15 protein-coding genes and 7 tRNA genes are annotated in these 16236 nt (G+C 42.5%); 4 read left to right on the top strand and 18 right to left on the bottom strand.

The annotated features are described in order from the left end of the window. Positions 1 to 36: 36 nt before the first annotated feature. On the bottom strand, positions 37 to 609 hold the full coding sequence (locus MHH65_RS02710) for a TetR/AcrR family transcriptional regulator (RefSeq protein ID WP_098677671.1): 573 nt from the start codon (positions 607 to 609) through the stop codon (positions 37 to 39). A gap of 271 nt (positions 610 to 880) precedes the next feature. On the opposite strand from MHH65_RS02710, the gene MHH65_RS02705 reads away from it, so the two are divergent. Then, positions 881 to 1609, top strand: coding sequence for a glycoside hydrolase family 16 protein (locus MHH65_RS02705; protein ID WP_046313988.1), 729 nt, complete (start codon positions 881 to 883; stop codon positions 1607 to 1609). A gap of 42 nt (positions 1610 to 1651) precedes the next feature. On the opposite strand, the gene MHH65_RS02700 is transcribed toward MHH65_RS02705, so the two are convergent. Further along, complete coding sequence (locus tag MHH65_RS02700; RefSeq protein WP_008346757.1) at positions 1652 to 2053, bottom strand: MerR family transcriptional regulator; 402 nt, start codon at positions 2051 to 2053, stop codon at positions 1652 to 1654. A gap of 218 nt (positions 2054 to 2271) precedes the next feature. Here MHH65_RS02700 and MHH65_RS02695 point away from each other — a divergent pair, with 218 nt between their 5' ends. Both MHH65_RS02695 and MHH65_RS02690 read left to right on the top strand, forming a co-directional pair. Next, a complete protein-coding gene (locus MHH65_RS02695) occupies positions 2272 to 3321 on the top strand; it encodes an NAD(P)-dependent alcohol dehydrogenase (RefSeq protein ID WP_098677661.1) in 1050 nt (349 codons plus the stop codon). A 329-nt stretch (positions 3322 to 3650) separates the two neighbouring features. Then, positions 3651 to 4112 (top strand): CarD family transcriptional regulator, encoded by a 462-nt coding sequence (locus MHH65_RS02690; RefSeq protein ID WP_098677662.1) that lies wholly within the window; start codon positions 3651 to 3653, stop codon positions 4110 to 4112. Between the two features lie 277 nt (positions 4113 to 4389). Here MHH65_RS02690 and MHH65_RS02685 read toward each other — a convergent pair whose 3' ends face one another. The 15 genes from MHH65_RS02685 to MHH65_RS02615 form a co-directional block, all read right to left on the bottom strand. Further along, the gene (locus MHH65_RS02685) at positions 4390 to 4593 is read right to left on the bottom strand and encodes a cold-shock protein (RefSeq protein ID WP_003214229.1); all 204 of its coding nucleotides are present in this window, start codon (positions 4591 to 4593) and stop codon (positions 4390 to 4392) included. A 367-nt stretch (positions 4594 to 4960) separates the two neighbouring features. Next, entirely contained in the window at positions 4961 to 5338 is a 378-nt protein-coding gene (locus tag MHH65_RS02680; RefSeq protein ID WP_034284113.1) for a hypothetical protein, read from the bottom strand. Between the two features lie 337 nt (positions 5339 to 5675). After that, positions 5676 to 5759, bottom strand: a tRNA-Leu gene (locus MHH65_RS02675). 48 nt (positions 5760 to 5807) lie between these two features. Continuing rightward, a tRNA-Leu gene (locus tag MHH65_RS02670) sits at positions 5808 to 5890 on the bottom strand. Between the two features lie 7 nt (positions 5891 to 5897). Continuing rightward, positions 5898 to 5973 (bottom strand) — tRNA-Lys (locus MHH65_RS02665). 31 nt (positions 5974 to 6004) lie between these two features. Continuing rightward, a tRNA-Gln gene (locus tag MHH65_RS02660) sits at positions 6005 to 6079 on the bottom strand. A gap of 20 nt (positions 6080 to 6099) precedes the next feature. Then, a tRNA-Glu gene (locus tag MHH65_RS02655) sits at positions 6100 to 6171 on the bottom strand. A gap of 9 nt (positions 6172 to 6180) precedes the next feature. After that, positions 6181 to 6271, bottom strand: a tRNA-Ser gene (locus tag MHH65_RS02650). A gap of 4 nt (positions 6272 to 6275) precedes the next feature. Next, positions 6276 to 6350, bottom strand: a tRNA-Asn gene (locus MHH65_RS02645). Positions 6351 to 6573: 223 nt separating this feature from the next. Further along, positions 6574 to 8421, bottom strand: coding sequence for a sigma-54-dependent Fis family transcriptional regulator (locus MHH65_RS02640; RefSeq protein ID WP_024427386.1), 1848 nt, complete (start codon positions 8419 to 8421; stop codon positions 6574 to 6576). Between the two features lie 103 nt (positions 8422 to 8524). Next, complete coding sequence (lpdA, locus tag MHH65_RS02635) at positions 8525 to 9904, bottom strand: dihydrolipoyl dehydrogenase (protein WP_024427385.1); 1380 nt, start codon at positions 9902 to 9904, stop codon at positions 8525 to 8527. A gap of 16 nt (positions 9905 to 9920) precedes the next feature. Next, positions 9921 to 11051 carry a dihydrolipoamide acetyltransferase family protein gene (locus MHH65_RS02630; protein ID WP_024427384.1) on the bottom strand — a complete coding sequence of 377 codons (1131 nt, stop codon included), beginning with the start codon at positions 11049 to 11051 and terminating at the stop codon, positions 9921 to 9923. Positions 11052 to 11068: 17 nt separating this feature from the next. Next, complete coding sequence (locus MHH65_RS02625; protein ID WP_024427383.1) at positions 11069 to 12106, bottom strand: alpha-ketoacid dehydrogenase subunit beta; 1038 nt, start codon at positions 12104 to 12106, stop codon at positions 11069 to 11071. A 19-nt stretch (positions 12107 to 12125) separates the two neighbouring features. Next, on the bottom strand, positions 12126 to 13103 hold the full coding sequence (locus MHH65_RS02620; RefSeq protein ID WP_024427382.1) for a thiamine pyrophosphate-dependent dehydrogenase E1 component subunit alpha: 978 nt from the start codon (positions 13101 to 13103) through the stop codon (positions 12126 to 12128). A gap of 200 nt (positions 13104 to 13303) precedes the next feature. Next, on the bottom strand, positions 13304 to 13777 hold the full coding sequence (locus MHH65_RS02615; RefSeq protein ID WP_024427381.1) for a SprT family protein: 474 nt from the start codon (positions 13775 to 13777) through the stop codon (positions 13304 to 13306). 99 nt (positions 13778 to 13876) lie between these two features. Here MHH65_RS02615 and cmpA point away from each other — a divergent pair, with 99 nt between their 5' ends. Continuing rightward, positions 13877 to 14011, top strand: a complete 135-nt coding sequence (gene cmpA, locus MHH65_RS02610) for a cortex morphogenetic protein CmpA (protein WP_008346893.1) — start codon at positions 13877 to 13879, stop codon at positions 14009 to 14011. Positions 14012 to 14031: 20 nt separating this feature from the next. Here the strand turns inward: cmpA and MHH65_RS02605 are convergent, their stop codons facing one another. Beyond that, positions 14032 to 16191, bottom strand: a complete 2160-nt coding sequence (locus tag MHH65_RS02605) for a Tex family protein (protein WP_098677663.1) — start codon at positions 16189 to 16191, stop codon at positions 14032 to 14034. Between the last annotated feature and the right edge of the window lie 45 nt (positions 16192 to 16236).

Genomic DNA, 16236 nt, shown 5'->3' with positions numbered 1-16236 from the left:
GAAGTCAGGGTGGTCAGAAATGAGCCACTTTCATGTCTATTGAAAGACGGATAAAATCTGTTTTTCTGCAGCAAATTGAGCGATTCTTTCGATTGAATAGCCAGATTCATGTATATAAAACATGAGCTCAGGCGTCATTGGAGAGGACATACATAACGTTGTCAGTTCTATGTCCTGTATATTCGCTTCTCCCTTTTCTCTCGCTTCCTCAAGCAAATCACGAATGATTTGTCTAAGTGATTGACTGTAATGACTCTCATACACTTTACTTGTCTGCTCTAAATTCCCAGATATTGTAAGTATCCGAATCCAGTCTAGATGGTGACCGACGATGAGATGAATTTCTTCGAGAACATAGCGCAAACGTTCACGGACCGGCTGATCACTTATTTTGCTCAAGTAAAGATGCAAAGCTGGTATCAGCTGTTCAAATCTCTCCCCAAGGATAGAAAGGCACAAATCACTTTTATTGGCGTAGCGGCGGTAAAGAGTACCCTGCCCAACACCAGCTGTTTTCGCAATTTTATGCATGCTGACATTTTCTACACCAAATTCTTGAAACAAGGAGAATGCAATCTCTTCAATTTCCTCCCCAATATCCTTTTCCACCATGCTCACCTTCTTTACCTTCATCCACATGACACTTATCTCTATGTGTTAAATCAAAACACTTTAGGTTTTTCTTAGGACAATTGTCCCGATATTATCTTACGGACAACTGTCCGCAATGTCAATCATTATTTTTTACTTATGATCCTTCTTTCAATTCTATTAAATAATGCACACTGTTTATCATTATTTAGACCGATTTTCCCTTTTGAAAGAATCATGTATGATCAATAAAGAAAGCGCTTCCATAAAAGGAGAGGAGAATGCGAATATGTACCGTATGAAACGAATGTTGATGCTGCTTGTCACTGGATTAGTCTTGAGTTTGTCCACATTTACAGCGGGTGCCTCGGCACAAACGGGTGGATCGTTTTATGAACCTTTTAACAACTATAATACGGGGTTATGGCAAAAAGCCGATGGATACTCGAATGGAAACATGTTTAACTGTACGTGGCGTGCAAATAACGTGTCGATGACCTCATCAGGTGAAATGCGTTTATCGCTCACAAGTCCCGCCTATAATAAATTTGACTGCGGAGAAAACCGCTCCACACAAACTTACGGCTATGGGCTATATGAAGTCAACATGAAGCCAGCCAAAAATGTGGGGATCGTCTCTTCTTTCTTCACTTATACGGGACCGACTGATGGCACGCCTTGGGATGAGATTGACATTGAATTTCTAGGAAAAGATACGACAAAGGTACAGTTTAACTACTATACCAATGGTGTAGGAAATCATGAAAAGATCGTCAACCTTGGTTTCGATGCAGCGAACTCTTATCACACGTATGCATTTGACTGGCAGCCAAACTCTATCAAATGGTATGTCGATGGACAATTAAAGCATACCGCCACCACTCAAATTCCTCAAACACCAGGGAAAATTATGATGAACCTGTGGAATGGTGCAGGTGTCGATGAATGGCTCGGCTCCTACAACGGTGTTACCCCGCTCCACGCACATTATAACTGGGTGCGTTACACAAAAAGATAACTCTATCAAAAAACCTGTGACAAGTCACAGGTTTTTCTTCGTTTAATTAGAATGAGTTTTCAGCTGATGAGCGAGTTTTTTCTCATGATTGTGGATAATATCTTCATAACTTTCTATTTTGAAATCCAATCGTTTAATGGTCTCTTCGATTTCCTTTTGTTTTTGAACGAGTCTTTCTCGTTCATTGACCAAAATGTTTTTTCGCGAAGATAACGTATGATCATCATCCTCAAAAAATAAGGCTGTATATTCTCTAAGCGCATCAATCGAGAGCCCTGCATTTCTCATACACTTGATAAATTCAATCCATTGAAGATCATCCTCTGTATAATCACGAATCCCATGATCATCACGTTTGATTTCCCTAATCAAACCAATATTTTCGTAATATCTAAGTGTCGCAGTGGATAAATCAAGCTGTTTTGCTGCTTGTGCTATTTTCATTGTGCCCTCCTTCTTTCTCTTACCTTCCGATCTCCCTTTCCTCATCATCTCCATTTTGAAAAAGAAAGCAAGATGCTTTTGGCTCAATTCTTGATATCAGAATGTTGTAACAGCCTGGATTTATTATTACAGAAGGTTTTCTGTTGACTTATAGTTCACTTTAAGACGTACAGTATAGAGGAAAGAATCGAATCTTATTTTTGAAAGGATGATCAAGAATGTGTCAGACGCACCAATCAAACGTTTTAAGTGTATCACATGCAAAAGCGAATTTTGAACGGACGACCATTGAAAGAAGAGCGCTTCGTCCACATGATATTTTAATTGATATTCAATTTAGCGGGATCTGTCATTCAGATATCCACAGCGCTTTTGATGAATGGGGCGGCGGCATTTTCCCGATGGTTCCAGGTCATGAGATCACTGGGGTCGTTGCAGCTGTAGGGGATGATGTGACGAAGTTTGAGATCGGAGACCGTGTAGGTGTTGGCTGCTTTGTGGATTCCTGCGGCACCTGTGAGTATTGTCAAAATGGAGACGAGCAGTATTGCACAAAAGGGGTCGTCCAAACGTATAACAGCCGTGACTATGACGGGGAGCCGACTTATGGCGGCTACAGTCAAAAAATTGTCGTGACTGAACGATTTGTTGTCAGCATTCCTGATCAACTGCCCCTTGATGCCGCAAGCCCTCTTCTCTGTGCTGGCATTACAACTTATTCTCCATTAAAGCACTGGAAGGCAGGCCCTGGCAAAAAGGTTGCGATTGTCGGAATGGGCGGACTCGGTCATGTGGCTATTCAATTCGCGAGTGCTCTAGGCGCTGATGTGACGGTATTGAGCCGCTCTTTGAATAAAAAAGAAGAGGCACTGTCATTTGGCGCAAAAGACTATTTTGCTACAAGTGATCCTGATACGTTTCAGACACTAGCCGGACAGTATGACCTTATTCTCAATACGGTCTCTGCCAACATTAATGTGGATGCCTATTTGTCCTTACTCCGTGTAGATGGAACCTTGGTGAACGTCGGTGCACCGCCTAAGCCGGATCAATTCCACGTCTTTTCATTAATTTCCGGCCGCCGCAGCATAGCTGGTTCACTCGTTGGCGGCATCCAAGAAACACAAGAAATGCTCGATTTCGCAGCTGCTCACAACATCGCACCACAAATTGAAGTCATCAATGCTAATCAAGTTGATGAAGCGTATGAACGAGTGCTGAAAAGTGATGTTCGTTACCGGTTTGTGATTGATATTTCGACGTTGTGATCGGATTCTTTTTTGAAAGACTAGCTCAATGGCTGGTCTTTTTTTAACATGATTTCCTCATAAACAGCTGTTTACGTTTGAATGACTTGATACGGATATAAAGGCTGGCACCCGAGCTGTTATTGTGGATATCTCCTGTTTTTCTTATAGCGAGGAGGATATGTTCAAATGAAAAAAAACACATCCAAAATTCCCACAAAATAACCCCCCTTTTTTAGAACAAAATTTATTGACAACAAATAAATAAACATGTTATTATTGAAAATTTGATTATTTTCCCCATAAGTGTGGTACCCTTAAAGTAGATACATTATATGGAGGTGGATGATATGTTTCAAATTGGTGATAACATTGTTTATCCAATGCACGGAGCAGGTATAATTGAAGCCATAGAAGAAAAAGAATTCTCTGATGAAAAACAACAGTATTATGTGATTAAAATGTCAATCAGTCATATGAAAGTAATGATTCCAACACGGAAAATGTCAGGTTCACGTATTAGACCTGTTACAGATATACTGGCTTTAAAGAATGTAATGCACATTTTCCAGCATGGCAAATCAGATCAATTACTGACATGGAAAGAACGGCATACAATTAACACAAACAAAATAAAAACGGGTAACATCCAAGAAGGTGCTGAAGTTGTGCGTGATCTGATGCGTATGAAGAAAGAGAAAGCACTCAATGCAAGTGAAAAGAAAATGCTGGATGATGCCCATGAATTTTTGCTAAGTGAATTAGAAGTCATCAAAGGGATTACAGAAAAACAAATTAAAAGTTTCTGTTAAGAACCTCTTCCACACTCACCATTTTTGAATACATGTTCTCTACGAACATTTCCATCCTTCAATTTATTAAAGAAAAAAAGAATTTATTTAGGCAAATTCCGCATATTGTAAATCCAATATGCTATACTGTTGATAAACCTTTGAAGCATGAATTTTTTTACGATTACCTTGTAACACCTCCCTACTTGTACGCTGAGTAGGGTTTTTTATTGAAAAAATGCGTGAAAGCATAAAAAAACAGGCTCTCTACAGAGAACCTGTTTTAAAAGGATGAAGATTAAGCAGTTTTTTGAACGTTAGCAGCTTGAGCTCCACGAGAACCTTGCTCTACGTCAAATGTTACTTTTTGACCTTCGTCTAAAGATTTGAATCCGTCACCTTGGATAGCTGAGAAATGTACGAATACATCGTCGCCTTCTTCACGTTCGATAAATCCAAAACCTTTTTCTGCGTTAAACCATTTTACTGTACCTTGTTCCATGTTTGTTGCCTCCTCGTGCGTATACCACACAATGTATTATACTATCCTTGCCCAAAGTATCCTCAAGACGAAAAGTCTTTCTTCATGCTATCCTTTACGCCGAACAAAAATAATTATTCTTATTGTAGCATGAATCGGAAATAATTGCAATTTAGGATTTAAAAGAACAAAATCAACGATCCCACATAATTTTGTTCTTCTCTGACTTTAAGATAATTTTTTCTAAAAAATGGACGTTCAATCTCGAAAGGAATAAACAAGTTCATAACGTCATTCCATTTTTCAGACATCTGTCAGTATTATTTAAAAGTGGTAATAACGAAAACATTACTGTACTCTTAGAAAATTGATGTCATTTCTATTTCAGCTAATATTCAACATTTTTATTCCTATCTATTATTAAAGTTACTATAAGACTAGCTACGCTGACTAAAGTTCCTGCGATAGAAACAACAATTGTCAAAAAGCCATCTGGAATAAAAAATCCTATTGGAATTAGTACCAGAAAAGAGAGAACAATAAAACATTGGTATACACCAGATATAGTTCTCACAATCAAGTTACTGAAAAAAGACATCACCAACGGAGGAATGAATAAAAAAACCACTATTCCAATTGATATTATTAAGATGCGAGGCTGATCAAATGAAATGACATTATCTCCAGGGGAATTTTGGGCAGCCACTAGCATAACAACTATAGACATCATTAGAGTAAGTAAAACTAGAGAAAACCTTTTTATCATGCTATAACTCCTTTTTCATATTGAATAGTTTTATAGGGACAGGCTAATTTAGTCAACCAATTTTTATGTTGACACAAATCGCTGTATTTTCTGGATAATCATGAATTGGTCATGAGCTTATAAATTTTTTGAAGTTGACCTTATGCAACTTAATTCCATTTTATCAAATTATCTCATCAAAACCTTTATTTAACAATATAAAAAATGAAGGAAGCTAGAAGCTGAATAAAAGAATTTATTCATGATGTTCTTATGGACAACAACCGCATCATGACTGGTAACTATACTTTAGAGGATACAAAAAAAACCAAAGGTCTACAAACTTTGGTTTCTTAGATGCGGCCGAGAGGACTTGAACCTCCACGGGTTATTCACCCACTAGGCCCTCAACCTAGCGCGTCTGCCATTCCGCCACGACCGCGTGTATGATGTGCTCATATATTCATAAGTGCACTGTTTGAAAAAACAATGCGGGTGAAGGGACTTGAACCCCCACGTCATAAAGACACTAGATCCTAAGTCTAGCGCGTCTGCCAATTCCGCCACACCCGCGTGACAATGGTGAGCCATGAAGGACTCGAACCTTCGACCCTCTGATTAAAAGTCAGATGCTCTACCAACTGAGCTAATGGCTCATCTGCTATGCAGAAAAACATATATAAAAAATGGCTGGGCTAGCTGGATTCGAACCAACGCATGACGGAGTCAAAGTCCGTTGCCTTACCGCTTGGCTATAGCCCAACGAATCAAAAAACAAAACATGACCCGTACGGGATTCGAACCCGTGTTACCGCCGTGAAAGGGCGGTGTCTTAACCGCTTGACCAACGGGCCATACAATAATGGCGGAGAAGGAGGGATTTGAACCCTCGCGCCGCTTACACGACCTACACCCTTAGCAGGGGCGCCTCTTCAGCCACTTGAGTACTTCTCCATTATGGCTCCGCAGGTAGGACTCGAACCTACGACCGATCGGTTAACAGCCGATAGCTCTACCACTGAGCTACTGCGGAATAATAAGACATGTTTCATTATATCTATGCCAGAAAAATGTGTCAAGAATTTTTAAGTGTTTCATTCCTGTCTCATTAGCGACGGCTTTTATAATTTAACATATACTAATATAACAGTCAAGCCTTTCTTCCTTCCTTTTTGTTTTCTGTTTAGACATGACAGAAAGACCCCGACCTCTAATTGAAAGACCAAGGCCTCCTTGCTGCTGCGCTCTTTATGGGTTCATGACAGCTTATACTTCCGCATCCACTTGTAAAAGGTGCTTCTTGGCACGCCTGCTGACCTCGCTGCTTCTGACACATGGCCCTTCGTTTTGTGAAGTGCGTCTATCACTGTTTGCTTTTGAATGCGTTCCCTAAGCGTGAGTTCTTTTGGATTCTCGGTATACTCTGGTAGATGCAGCTTCTGCTTTTTCTGATCCATCGCCTCTAATACCGCCGCATATTGCGATTCACCAATCCATCCTCCTTTAGGAAACAGTACCCTTATATGTTCAAACAGATTAAAAAGCTCTCGTATGTTTCCTGGCCAATGGTACGCTTCAAGCTTACGAAAAAATGATTCAGGAAATGCTGCATTCCATTGGTGTTTCTTTTGGTAGTAACGATATAAATCAACAATGTCTTCTTTTCTTTCCCTAAGCGGCGGGATGTTGATTGGATAGACATGAAGACGGTAATACAAATCTTCTCGTATTTTATCTTCCTTCAACAGTTCGTTCATATTCCGGTGTGTCGCTGTAATGATTCTAATATCCAAAGGGATTTCGTGTGTCCCGCCGAGCGGTACGACTTTCCTTTCTTCAATGACCCTAAGAAGCGCCACTTGCATCGCATAAGGGATTTCTCCAATTTCGTCTAAAAAGAGCGTTCCTTTTTGCGCCTGTTCAAACTTCCCCTTTGCTCCATGACGTTTTGCCCCTGTAAAAGCCCCTTCAGCATAACCAAATAGTTCGCTTTCTAACAGGCTTTCAGGTATGGCTCCACAATTAACGGCAATAAACGGTCCTTCATGTCTTTCACTAGCTAAGTGAATCGCTCGAGCGGCCAGTTCTTTCCCTGTACCTGTTTCTCCCCAAATATAGACATTTGCATCTGTTTGTGCTGCTCGTTTTATTTTGCTGAGCGTCTGTTGAAATACCGTACTTGTTCCAGATTCCCCGGGAAATTGAGCAAAAGAAACGGTTATATTGCTCTTCGCTGCTTCTTCAAACGAAAAAGACATCCCAAGCATCTTTCCGTCCTGCTCTGACTGAATGATCTGCTTGTCTCGTGTAACAAATGTATCGTCCATGAGCAGCTCAACATCCATTCCGTACCAGTCTGAAAATCGGTCTCTAATCGGCTTACTTGCCAAAACAATCTGCTTTTTCTCATTACAGACAACATACGGCTCGTCCGCTTCTACCTGCTGGAGACAATGACTGATCAGCTCCATCTCTTTTCTTTTTTGCTGGACCTGAATTTCTCTCTCTATGGCATATGCAACTGTTGAAGCCATTCCAAGCATAAAAGGATGCCTTTGATCCGCCATACAGGAGATATCAATGACTCCTATGATCGTGCCGTCTGCATCACGAATAGGGGCCGCTGAACAACTCCAATGGTGGGAAGCGACTGAAAAATGCTCAGTTCCGTTGATCGCTACAGCTTCCCCAATGACCAGTGCCGTTCCAATAGCGTTCGTCCCCACATCGGCTTCGGTCCAGCGCGCGCCCTCCATAAAATTTATTTTTTTCGCTTCTACCAGCGTCCTTTGGCTTCCTGTCAGACTTAGCACATAACCATCTGCATCGATGAGTAAAGCCATCATGTCAGATTCTTTTAATTGCTGACTGATTTTATTTAAGTAAGGAAGAGCGGCATTTAGAAATAGTGAGTACTTCTTTTTTTGAACACTGAATAATTCCTTTTCTAAAAACGACTGTCCTTTATCTAAATACGGGTTCACATTTGCCTGTTTACATCTGTGCCATGACTCCATCACTCTCTTATCCAGACGAGATCTATCAAGCAAACCTTCATGAACAAAACGTTTCCAAGTATTTAAATAACAAGGCGTCGGATTCATTCCATCCTCTCCTCTGGGGGCTTTTTATCCATTATAGATAATTATAAAAGCGCTTTCAATTATTGGCTGACCCAGGAAGTCAATCGGATAGAAGGTTTCTCTATCAGCAGTGCACCGCTCGTCCATTTGTTTGCAGCAAGGCTTCGTGTATCGCCTCAGAGAGTGTCGGATGTGCCGCAATAAACTGCTCTAATGTATCAGCTGTCAACTCTGTATGCATCATCACCGCCGCTTGTCCAATCAGTTCTGTGGCATTCGGTCCGATGATGGATACACCTAAAATTTCTTGATATTGCGGTTCGACAATGACCTTTACTTGACCAGCTGGCTGATTTAAAATTAGTGCTTTTCCATTTGCAGAGAATGCAAATTTCCCTATCCGAATCTCCCCATATTGTTTTCTAGCATTCTCTTCATTTAAACCGACACTAGCGATTTCTGGAGACGTGTAGATGCACCTTGGAATCACGTGTTCATTGACCTTTACATCTTCCCCTGATGCATGTGATGCCGCAATCGTTCCTTCATGAAAAGCAGCATGAGCAAGCTGAACGCCGCCTGTCACATCACCGCACGCATAGATATGCGGGAGATTGGTTTGCATATGCTCATTCACGCAGATGCCGTTCCTGTCAAATTCAATGCCGATCTGCTCAAGATTCAGCTCTTCCAGCCTCGGCTTTCTGCCAATGGCGACTAAACAATGATCAGACTGGATGTCACAGCGCTCCCCATGAACCTTCTCAACGGCCACTTTTTTTGAGCTTGCATCAAGCTGTTTGACTGCTGCTGATGTCAAAATCTCTACACCTGCTTTTTGAAGCTGATCGTGAAGACAGTTAGCTGTATCGTGATCTTCTTCAGGTAAAATGTGTGCTGTCTGTTCCACCATGACAACCTTTGATCCCATTCTGCTAAAGATGCTTGCAAACTCACAGCCGATCACCCCTCCACCAATGATACAAAGCGAATCTGGTATTGAAGGGAGCGTCATGGCATCCTTACTATCAATGATCCACTCTCTATCAAATGGGGCGAAAGGTAAAGCAGCAGGTTCTGATCCCGTAGCAATAATGAATTGTTTGGCTTGAATGATTTCAGATTTCCCTTCACTTTCTATCAATAGCTCATGAGCTGAAAGAAATGATGCTTTCCCATTTAACACGCTGATTTTGTTTTTATTCATCAAATAACGAACGCCATCAGTCAGCTGCTTGACGACTGACCGCTTTTGCTTTTGAACGGCATCCCAATGAATAACAGGCTCCTTTTCTGAAAGCTCAATTCCAAAATGTCCAGCTGATTTCACATGCTCGTACATATCGGCGCTTTGCAAAAGTGCTTTCGTTGGAATACAGCCTTCATTCAGGCAGGTACCTCCTAACTGGCCTTGGTCGATTAATACAACCTCTCTGCCAAAACGGGCGGCTGTTATTGCCGCCACATATCCTGCTGGCCCGCCTCCTATAATGACAAGCGTCATTCAATTCACCTTCTTCCTATAAAAGAATGGATACTGGTTTTTCTAAATATGCTTTGACAGTTGATAAAAATTCGGATGCCGGCGCCCCGTCCAGCACACGGTGGTCAAATGTCAGACTGAGTGGCAGGATCGTCCCTTTACATAATTCATTCCCATGATAAACAGGCATGTGATCCGCTTTGCCAACGCCAAGAATACCTGCTTCCGGCGGATTCAAAATCGGTGTAAAATGTTCCACACCATAGGCGCCTAGGTTAGTGATTGTAAAGGTAGAGCCTTCAATTTCATCGTGGAGAAGTCTGCCTTCACGTGCTTTTTTGCCATACGATTTGATGCTCTTCGCCAGCTCAATAAGTGAAAGCTTTTCCGCATGCCGAATAACAGGCACTGCCAGCCCGTGATCTAAAGCAGCAGCGATTCCAAGGTGAACATACTCAAAAGTTTCGACTCTATCATTCTGATATTGACTGTTCATTGCAGGATGCTCTAGCAAGGAAAGAACCACTGCTTTGGCTACAAAATCGGTCATGGTTAATTTCATATTGTGTCGTGCTGCGGCTGTTTCGTTCAACTCAGACTGTAATGCTGTCAGCTTTGTCACATCCGCTTTCATCGTTATTGTTAATTGTGCACTTGTTTGCAGGCTCTCCATCATTCGCGAGGCAATGGTTTTCCGCATCATGCTGACTGGCTGATGCTTTGGTTCATTTTGTTGGTTTTCTTTTTCATCAGGAAGTGCCCGAAGCACATCCGCTTTCGTGATTCTCCCATCTGGACCTGTTCCCACTAGTGTATGAATATCCAGATTAGCGCTTTGAGCAATCTTACGTGCCACTGGGGAGATTTTCTTTCTCTCTTTCTTTTGTTTTGGCGGCAGGTCTTTTTCTTTCTTTTCCTCGACCTGTTCATTTCCTTCTCCGATATAGCAGATGACCGTGCCAGGCGGCACACCTTCTCCCTCAGGCACTTTTATATCCAATATGGTTCCTTCTGCAGGTGATTCGATCTCCATTTCAATTTTTTCAGAGTTGATGCTTGCAATGCTTTCCCCTTTATTTACGGTTTCACCGACCTCTTTATTCCAGACAGATACCGTTCCTTCTTTCATTGACATGCCCAATTTCGGCATCACAACCTCGACAGCCATCTCCCTCTCTCCTTTCTTTAGTTCAAGATCTTGTCATGACTCTTTCCAACCATCTCTAATACGGTGTTCACAACCTTATCAGGTGTCGGCAAATAGATATCTTCAAGCGGTGGTGAAAACGGAACCGGTGTATGAGGAGCCGTCACTTTTTTGATTGGAGCGTCAAGTAAATCGAATCCTTTATCCGCAACCAGAGAAGAAATATCTGCGGCAATTCCGCACCTTGGATTTGCTTCATCTACAATGACAAGCCGATTTGTTTTTTCTACTGAAGTTAGAATGGCCTCTTCATCGAGCGGTGACAAGCTTCTTGGATCAATCACCTCTGCTTCAATTCCACGTGCAGTTAATTGCTCTGCCGCTTCAAGTGCTGTATGAACTTGTTTGCCTACTGCAAAAATGGTCACATCTGAGCCTTCTCTTTTCACATCTGCTTTGCCAAGCGGCAGCGTGTAGTATCGCTCTGGAACATCTCCTGTGATATTGTAAAGCGTTTTGTCTTCAAAAAAGATGACAGGGTCCTGATCCTCGATGGCTGCCAGCAGCAATCCTTTGGCATCGTATGGTGAAGAAGGCACCACTACTTTCAATCCAGGGATGCTTGTAAATAGCGCATACAAGCTTTGCGAATGCTGAGCAGCTGCTCTAAAACCCGCCCCATGTGTCGTTCTGATCGTGATCGGCACCTCTGCTTTTCCGCCAAACATATATCGGAATTTTGCTCCTTGATTCAGCACTTGATCCAGACAGGTGCCGATAAAATCATTAAACATGAGTTCTGCAATTGGCCTTAACCCTGTGGAAGCTGCTGCCATGGCCGCACCTACATAGCCAGCTTCACTAATCGGTGTGTCAAGAACTCGCTCACGTCCAAACTCCTGAACGATTCCTTTCGTTACACCAAGCACACCGCCCCATGCTTCATCATCCTGTAAGTGATCGACATGAGCACCTCCAGCAACATCTTCCCCCATTAAAATGACATCCTCGTCTCTTCTCATGGCAAGTTTAATCGCTTCATTTAATGCACTAGACATGCTGATTTCTCTTGTCATTTTCCTCTCCCCCTTTGATTTATTGATACGAAACATACACGTCGGTCAATAATTCGGTCTGATCTGGATATTCACTTTCTTCACTGAATGTAACGGCTTCATCTATCGCTTCTGCTACAGCCGCTTCAATCTTTGATAGCTCCCCATTCGTCAGCAGCTGCTGCTTGATCAATTCATTTTTAAAAAGAGCGATCGCATCTCTCTCTTCTTGGTGTTCTGTTTTTTCTTGATTGGTTTTATAACGCTGGGCATCTCCTTCGAAATGGCCATAATTTCGATATGTCATGCATTCAATTAATGTCGGACCTTCTCCATTTTTTGCTCGTTCAATTGCTTGTTCTGCGGCTTGATAAACGGCCATCACATCTTTTCCATCTACTTGAATCCCAGGAATGTCATAACCGGCCGCTCGATCCACGATTGATTTGCAGCTTGAAGCATAAGAAAATGGTGTCGCTTCCCCGTACCCATTGTTTTCTGCAATGAAAATGACGGGCAGTTTCCAGATGGCCGCGAGATTGATTCCTTCGTGGAAAGTCCCTTGATTGTTTGCACCATCTCCAAAAAAGCAAACGCTTACATTTTCTGTCTTTTTATATTTGGCTGTGAGGGCTGCCCCGCACGCAAGAGGAAAGCCGCCTCCAACAATTCCGTTGGCACCGAGCATTCCTTTATCAAAATCTGCAATGTGCATGGATCCGCCTTTGCCTTTACAGAGACCTGTGGCTTTCCCATAGATTTCTGCCATCATTCCTTTTAGATCACAGCCTTTCGCTATACAGTGGCCATGGCCCCGGTGTGTACTTGTAATACTGTCTTTTTCATTCAGATGAGCACAGATTCCTACGGCAACAGCTTCTTCGCCAGCATAAAGATGGACAAACCCCGGCAAAATTCCTTTTGTAAAAAGCGTGTGCACCCGGTCTTCAAATTGGCGGATTTCCTGCATCTTTTGATACATCCATACGGCTTTTTCTTTACTCAATGCCATTTCCATTTAGTAAAACCTCCTATCTTTTTTGCTTGCACTTCTATACAAGCAAAAATCGTGCCAACATGACGACGCATAAACACTTAGGCTTTGTCTGAATCACACTGATGAAAAAAGAGACAAAATGAGACATGCGTCTCTTTTTGTCTCAATATGTCCACACATCAATTGGAACAAAAAAAAGCATCCCCGTAGAGGAATGCTTATCACAATGAATCGATTGTGCGCAGCCACTTTAATTTTCCTTTGCAGACGCCGCATACATAACGAGAGGTATCAAACCGTCTTTTCCTTATAAAAGACCGGCCGCATCCTGTGCAAATATATTCATGGCGTTTCCCCGCACGGCGCTTATTTTGTACGGTCTTTAGCGGTGTACAAAAACGCGGGGCTCCTACTTGCTTTAATAACGCTTTAAAATCACGGTCGCGATGCTGATAGCCCTTTCCTTCAAGATGCAGATGATAATGACACAGCTCATGCTTGATGATTCCGATTAATTCTTCTCGTCCATGCTCCTCTAGGTATCGGCGGTTTAGTTCAATGTTGTGTGTACCAAGTAAATATCGCCCGCCTGTCGTTTTTAACCGGTCATTAAAAACAGCCTGATGGCGGAATGTCTTGCCAAAGAACTGCTGGGAAATGTGCTCTGTTAACTGCTGTAATTCTCTCTCGTTCAATCAAGATCGTTCCTTTCTATAAAAACCTCGAACGGGACAATTTCCCCTAAGCATACATTGAAGGTACATCCACTGTTTCGATCAAAGGAGGAATGGGCGATGCCCAACTGGCTGAAAAATCAGATGCAGAAGGCATTTTATGAGAAAAATCATTATCAAATCAAATTGCTGAATCAATGCTGGTACTTCTATAGAAAAAAACATTCAGTCACATCAAGGCACACCCCATCCTAAGGTGCGCCTCGTTTTTTTGTTTACTCTGGTTTCAGCATGGTGAGGGCAACGCGGCCTTTTGCCTGGTCAACGGAGTCCACCCATACGGTCACAATGTCACCAACTGATACAACATCAAGCGGATGCTTCACAAAACGGTTGCTTAGCTTGGAAATATGCACAAGCCCATCCTGCTTTACGCCAATATCAACGAATGCACCGAAGTCTACAACGTTTCTCACCGTTCCTTGCAGCTCCATTCCTTGCTTCAAGTCTTCCAATTTCAACACATCTGTTTTGAGCAGCGGTTTTGGCACTTCATCCCGCGGATCACGCTCAGGTCTAGTCAGCTGATCAATGATATCTCGAAGTGTAATGGTCCCAATGTCAAGCTGCTGGGCTGCTTCGTCCAGTTTAACTTCAGCAATCTTCTCTTTTAACTGCTCTGTGCCAAGATCGTCTGGCGTCATGTTGATCATGCGTAAAAACTGTTTTGTTTCTTTATAGCTCTCAGGGTGAATACCTGTACGATCAAGCGGGTCTTGTCCATCTGTAATGCGAAGGAAACCGATACACTGCTCATATGTCTTAGCACCGAGCCTTGGAATATCCTTCAATTCTTTTCTGCTTGTGAATCTCCCAATCTCTTCGCGACGCTTGATGATATTCCCTGCGACGGCTTTTGAAAGGCCTGATACGTATTGCAGCAGCGCCTGTGAGGCTGTATTGACGTTCACACCGACTTGGTTGACGACTGTCTCAACAACGAAGGTTAACGAGCTGTTTAATTGCTTTTGACTCACGTCATGCTGGTATTGGCCCACACCGACAGACTTCGGATCAATTTTCACGAGCTCTGCTAAAGGATCTTGTAATCTTCTAGCGATTGAGATGGCGCTTCGTTCTTCGACTTGCAGATCTGGAAACTCTTCTCGTGCCAGCGCTGACGCGGAGTAAACACTTGCTCCAGCTTCATTCACGATCAAATAAGACACCGGCTGATCCAGCTCTTGAATCAAGTCTGCAATGAATTGTTCTGTCTCTCTTGAGGCTGTTCCGTTTCCAATCGCAATGACTTCGATGTTTGATGATTGAATGATCTCTTTGACTTTTTGTTTCGCTTCCGCTTTTTTCTGCACGGGCGGATGCGGGTAAATGACGCCAATATGATGGACTTTGCCTGTATCATCCACGACAGCTAATTTACAGCCTGTCCGAAATGCGGGGTCGACTCCAAGTACACGCTTCCCTTTCATCGGCGGCTGAAGCAGCAGTTTTCTTAAGTTTTCAGCAAAAATATGAATCGCTTGTTCCTCTGCTTTTTCTGTCAGCTCTTTTCTTATTTCTCGTTCGATGGAAGGCTGAATGAGACGTTTATACGCATCATCGATTGCCGCTTCAATAAACGGTCTCACCGTTGTCTGTCTGCCTTTTAGAACTTGTTTGTCGAGATAGAAGCGAATATTTTCAGCAGGTGGTTCGATGGCTGCCTTTAAAATGCCCTCTTTCTCCCCGCGGTTGACCGCTAGTACACGGTGCGGAACAATCTTTTTGATTGGCTCTTGATAATCGTAATACATTTCATAGACGTTTTTCTCATCGCTTTCGACGTCTTTTCCTGATGTGACCAGACTGCCCTTTTGGTACGTTTCACTGCGAATCCATTTTCGCATATCGGGATCATCTGCGAGCTGTTCAGCAATGATGTGCTGCGCACCCTCAAGTGCCTCTTCTACATTTGTTACTTCTTTTTCTTCGTTAATAAAAGCAGCTGCTTTCTTCCCGACCTGGTCGCTTGGCAGCGTGAGTAAATATTCCGCCAGCGGCTCCAGCCCTTTTGCTTTGGCTACATTCGCCTTTGTTTTGCGCTTTTGTTTGAATGGCCTGTATAAATCTTCGACCTCTTGCAGTTTATGAGCCTGCTCAATTTTCTGTTTTAATTCATCGGTTAGTTTGTCTTGTTCAGCAATTAAGCGAATGACTTCTTCTTTTCGGTTCGTGACATTTTGGATATATGTATAGCGCTCTGAAATGGTTTGAATTTGCACCTCATCCAGTGAGCCTGTCTGCTCTTTCCGATAACGGGCAATAAACGGGACGGTGTTGCCATCCTCTAAGAGCTTGATCACACTTTCAATTTGTTTTGTTGAAAGCTTTAATTCTGTCGCAATTTGTTTCAATAAAAAGTCAGATGTCTTCATACTTTGCATCCTCTCACTGTGTCTTCTCTTTTAGTGTATCAAAAA

It is taken from the genome of Bacillus sp. FSL L8-0654 (genome assembly GCF_038629965.1).
GTDB classification, from domain to species: domain Bacteria; phylum Bacillota; class Bacilli; order Bacillales; family Bacillaceae; genus Bacillus; species Bacillus safensis.
The sequence above is the reverse complement of the archived record's forward strand: the minus strand, read 5'-3'. Positions and strand labels throughout refer to the sequence as shown.

Coding starts and splice junctions, on each gene's coding strand:
- MHH65_RS02705 (WP_046313988.1), top strand. CDS start 881: ATGTACCGTATGAAACGAATGTTGATGCTGCTTGTCACTGGATTAGTC.
- MHH65_RS02700 (WP_008346757.1), bottom strand. CDS start 2,053: ATGAAAATAGCACAAGCAGCAAAACAGCTTGATTTATCCACTGCGACA.
- MHH65_RS02695 (WP_098677661.1), top strand. CDS start 2,272: ATGTGTCAGACGCACCAATCAAACGTTTTAAGTGTATCACATGCAAAA.
- MHH65_RS02690 (WP_098677662.1), top strand. CDS start 3,651: ATGTTTCAAATTGGTGATAACATTGTTTATCCAATGCACGGAGCAGGT.
- MHH65_RS02685 (WP_003214229.1), bottom strand. CDS start 4,593: ATGGAACAAGGTACAGTAAAATGGTTTAACGCAGAAAAAGGTTTTGGA.
- MHH65_RS02680 (WP_034284113.1), bottom strand. CDS start 5,338: ATGATAAAAAGGTTTTCTCTAGTTTTACTTACTCTAATGATGTCTATA.
- MHH65_RS02640 (WP_024427386.1), bottom strand. CDS start 8,421: ATGAATCCGACGCCTTGTTATTTAAATACTTGGAAACGTTTTGTTCAT.
- lpdA (WP_024427385.1), bottom strand. CDS start 9,904: ATGACGCTTGTCATTATAGGAGGCGGGCCAGCAGGATATGTGGCGGCA.
- MHH65_RS02630 (WP_024427384.1), bottom strand. CDS start 11,051: ATGGCTGTCGAGGTTGTGATGCCGAAATTGGGCATGTCAATGAAAGAA.
- MHH65_RS02625 (WP_024427383.1), bottom strand. CDS start 12,106: ATGACAAGAGAAATCAGCATGTCTAGTGCATTAAATGAAGCGATTAAA.
- MHH65_RS02620 (WP_024427382.1), bottom strand. CDS start 13,103: ATGGAAATGGCATTGAGTAAAGAAAAAGCCGTATGGATGTATCAAAAG.
- cmpA (WP_008346893.1), top strand. CDS start 13,877: ATGCCCAACTGGCTGAAAAATCAGATGCAGAAGGCATTTTATGAGAAA.
- MHH65_RS02605 (WP_098677663.1), bottom strand. CDS start 16,191: ATGAAGACATCTGACTTTTTATTGAAACAAATTGCGACAGAATTAAAG.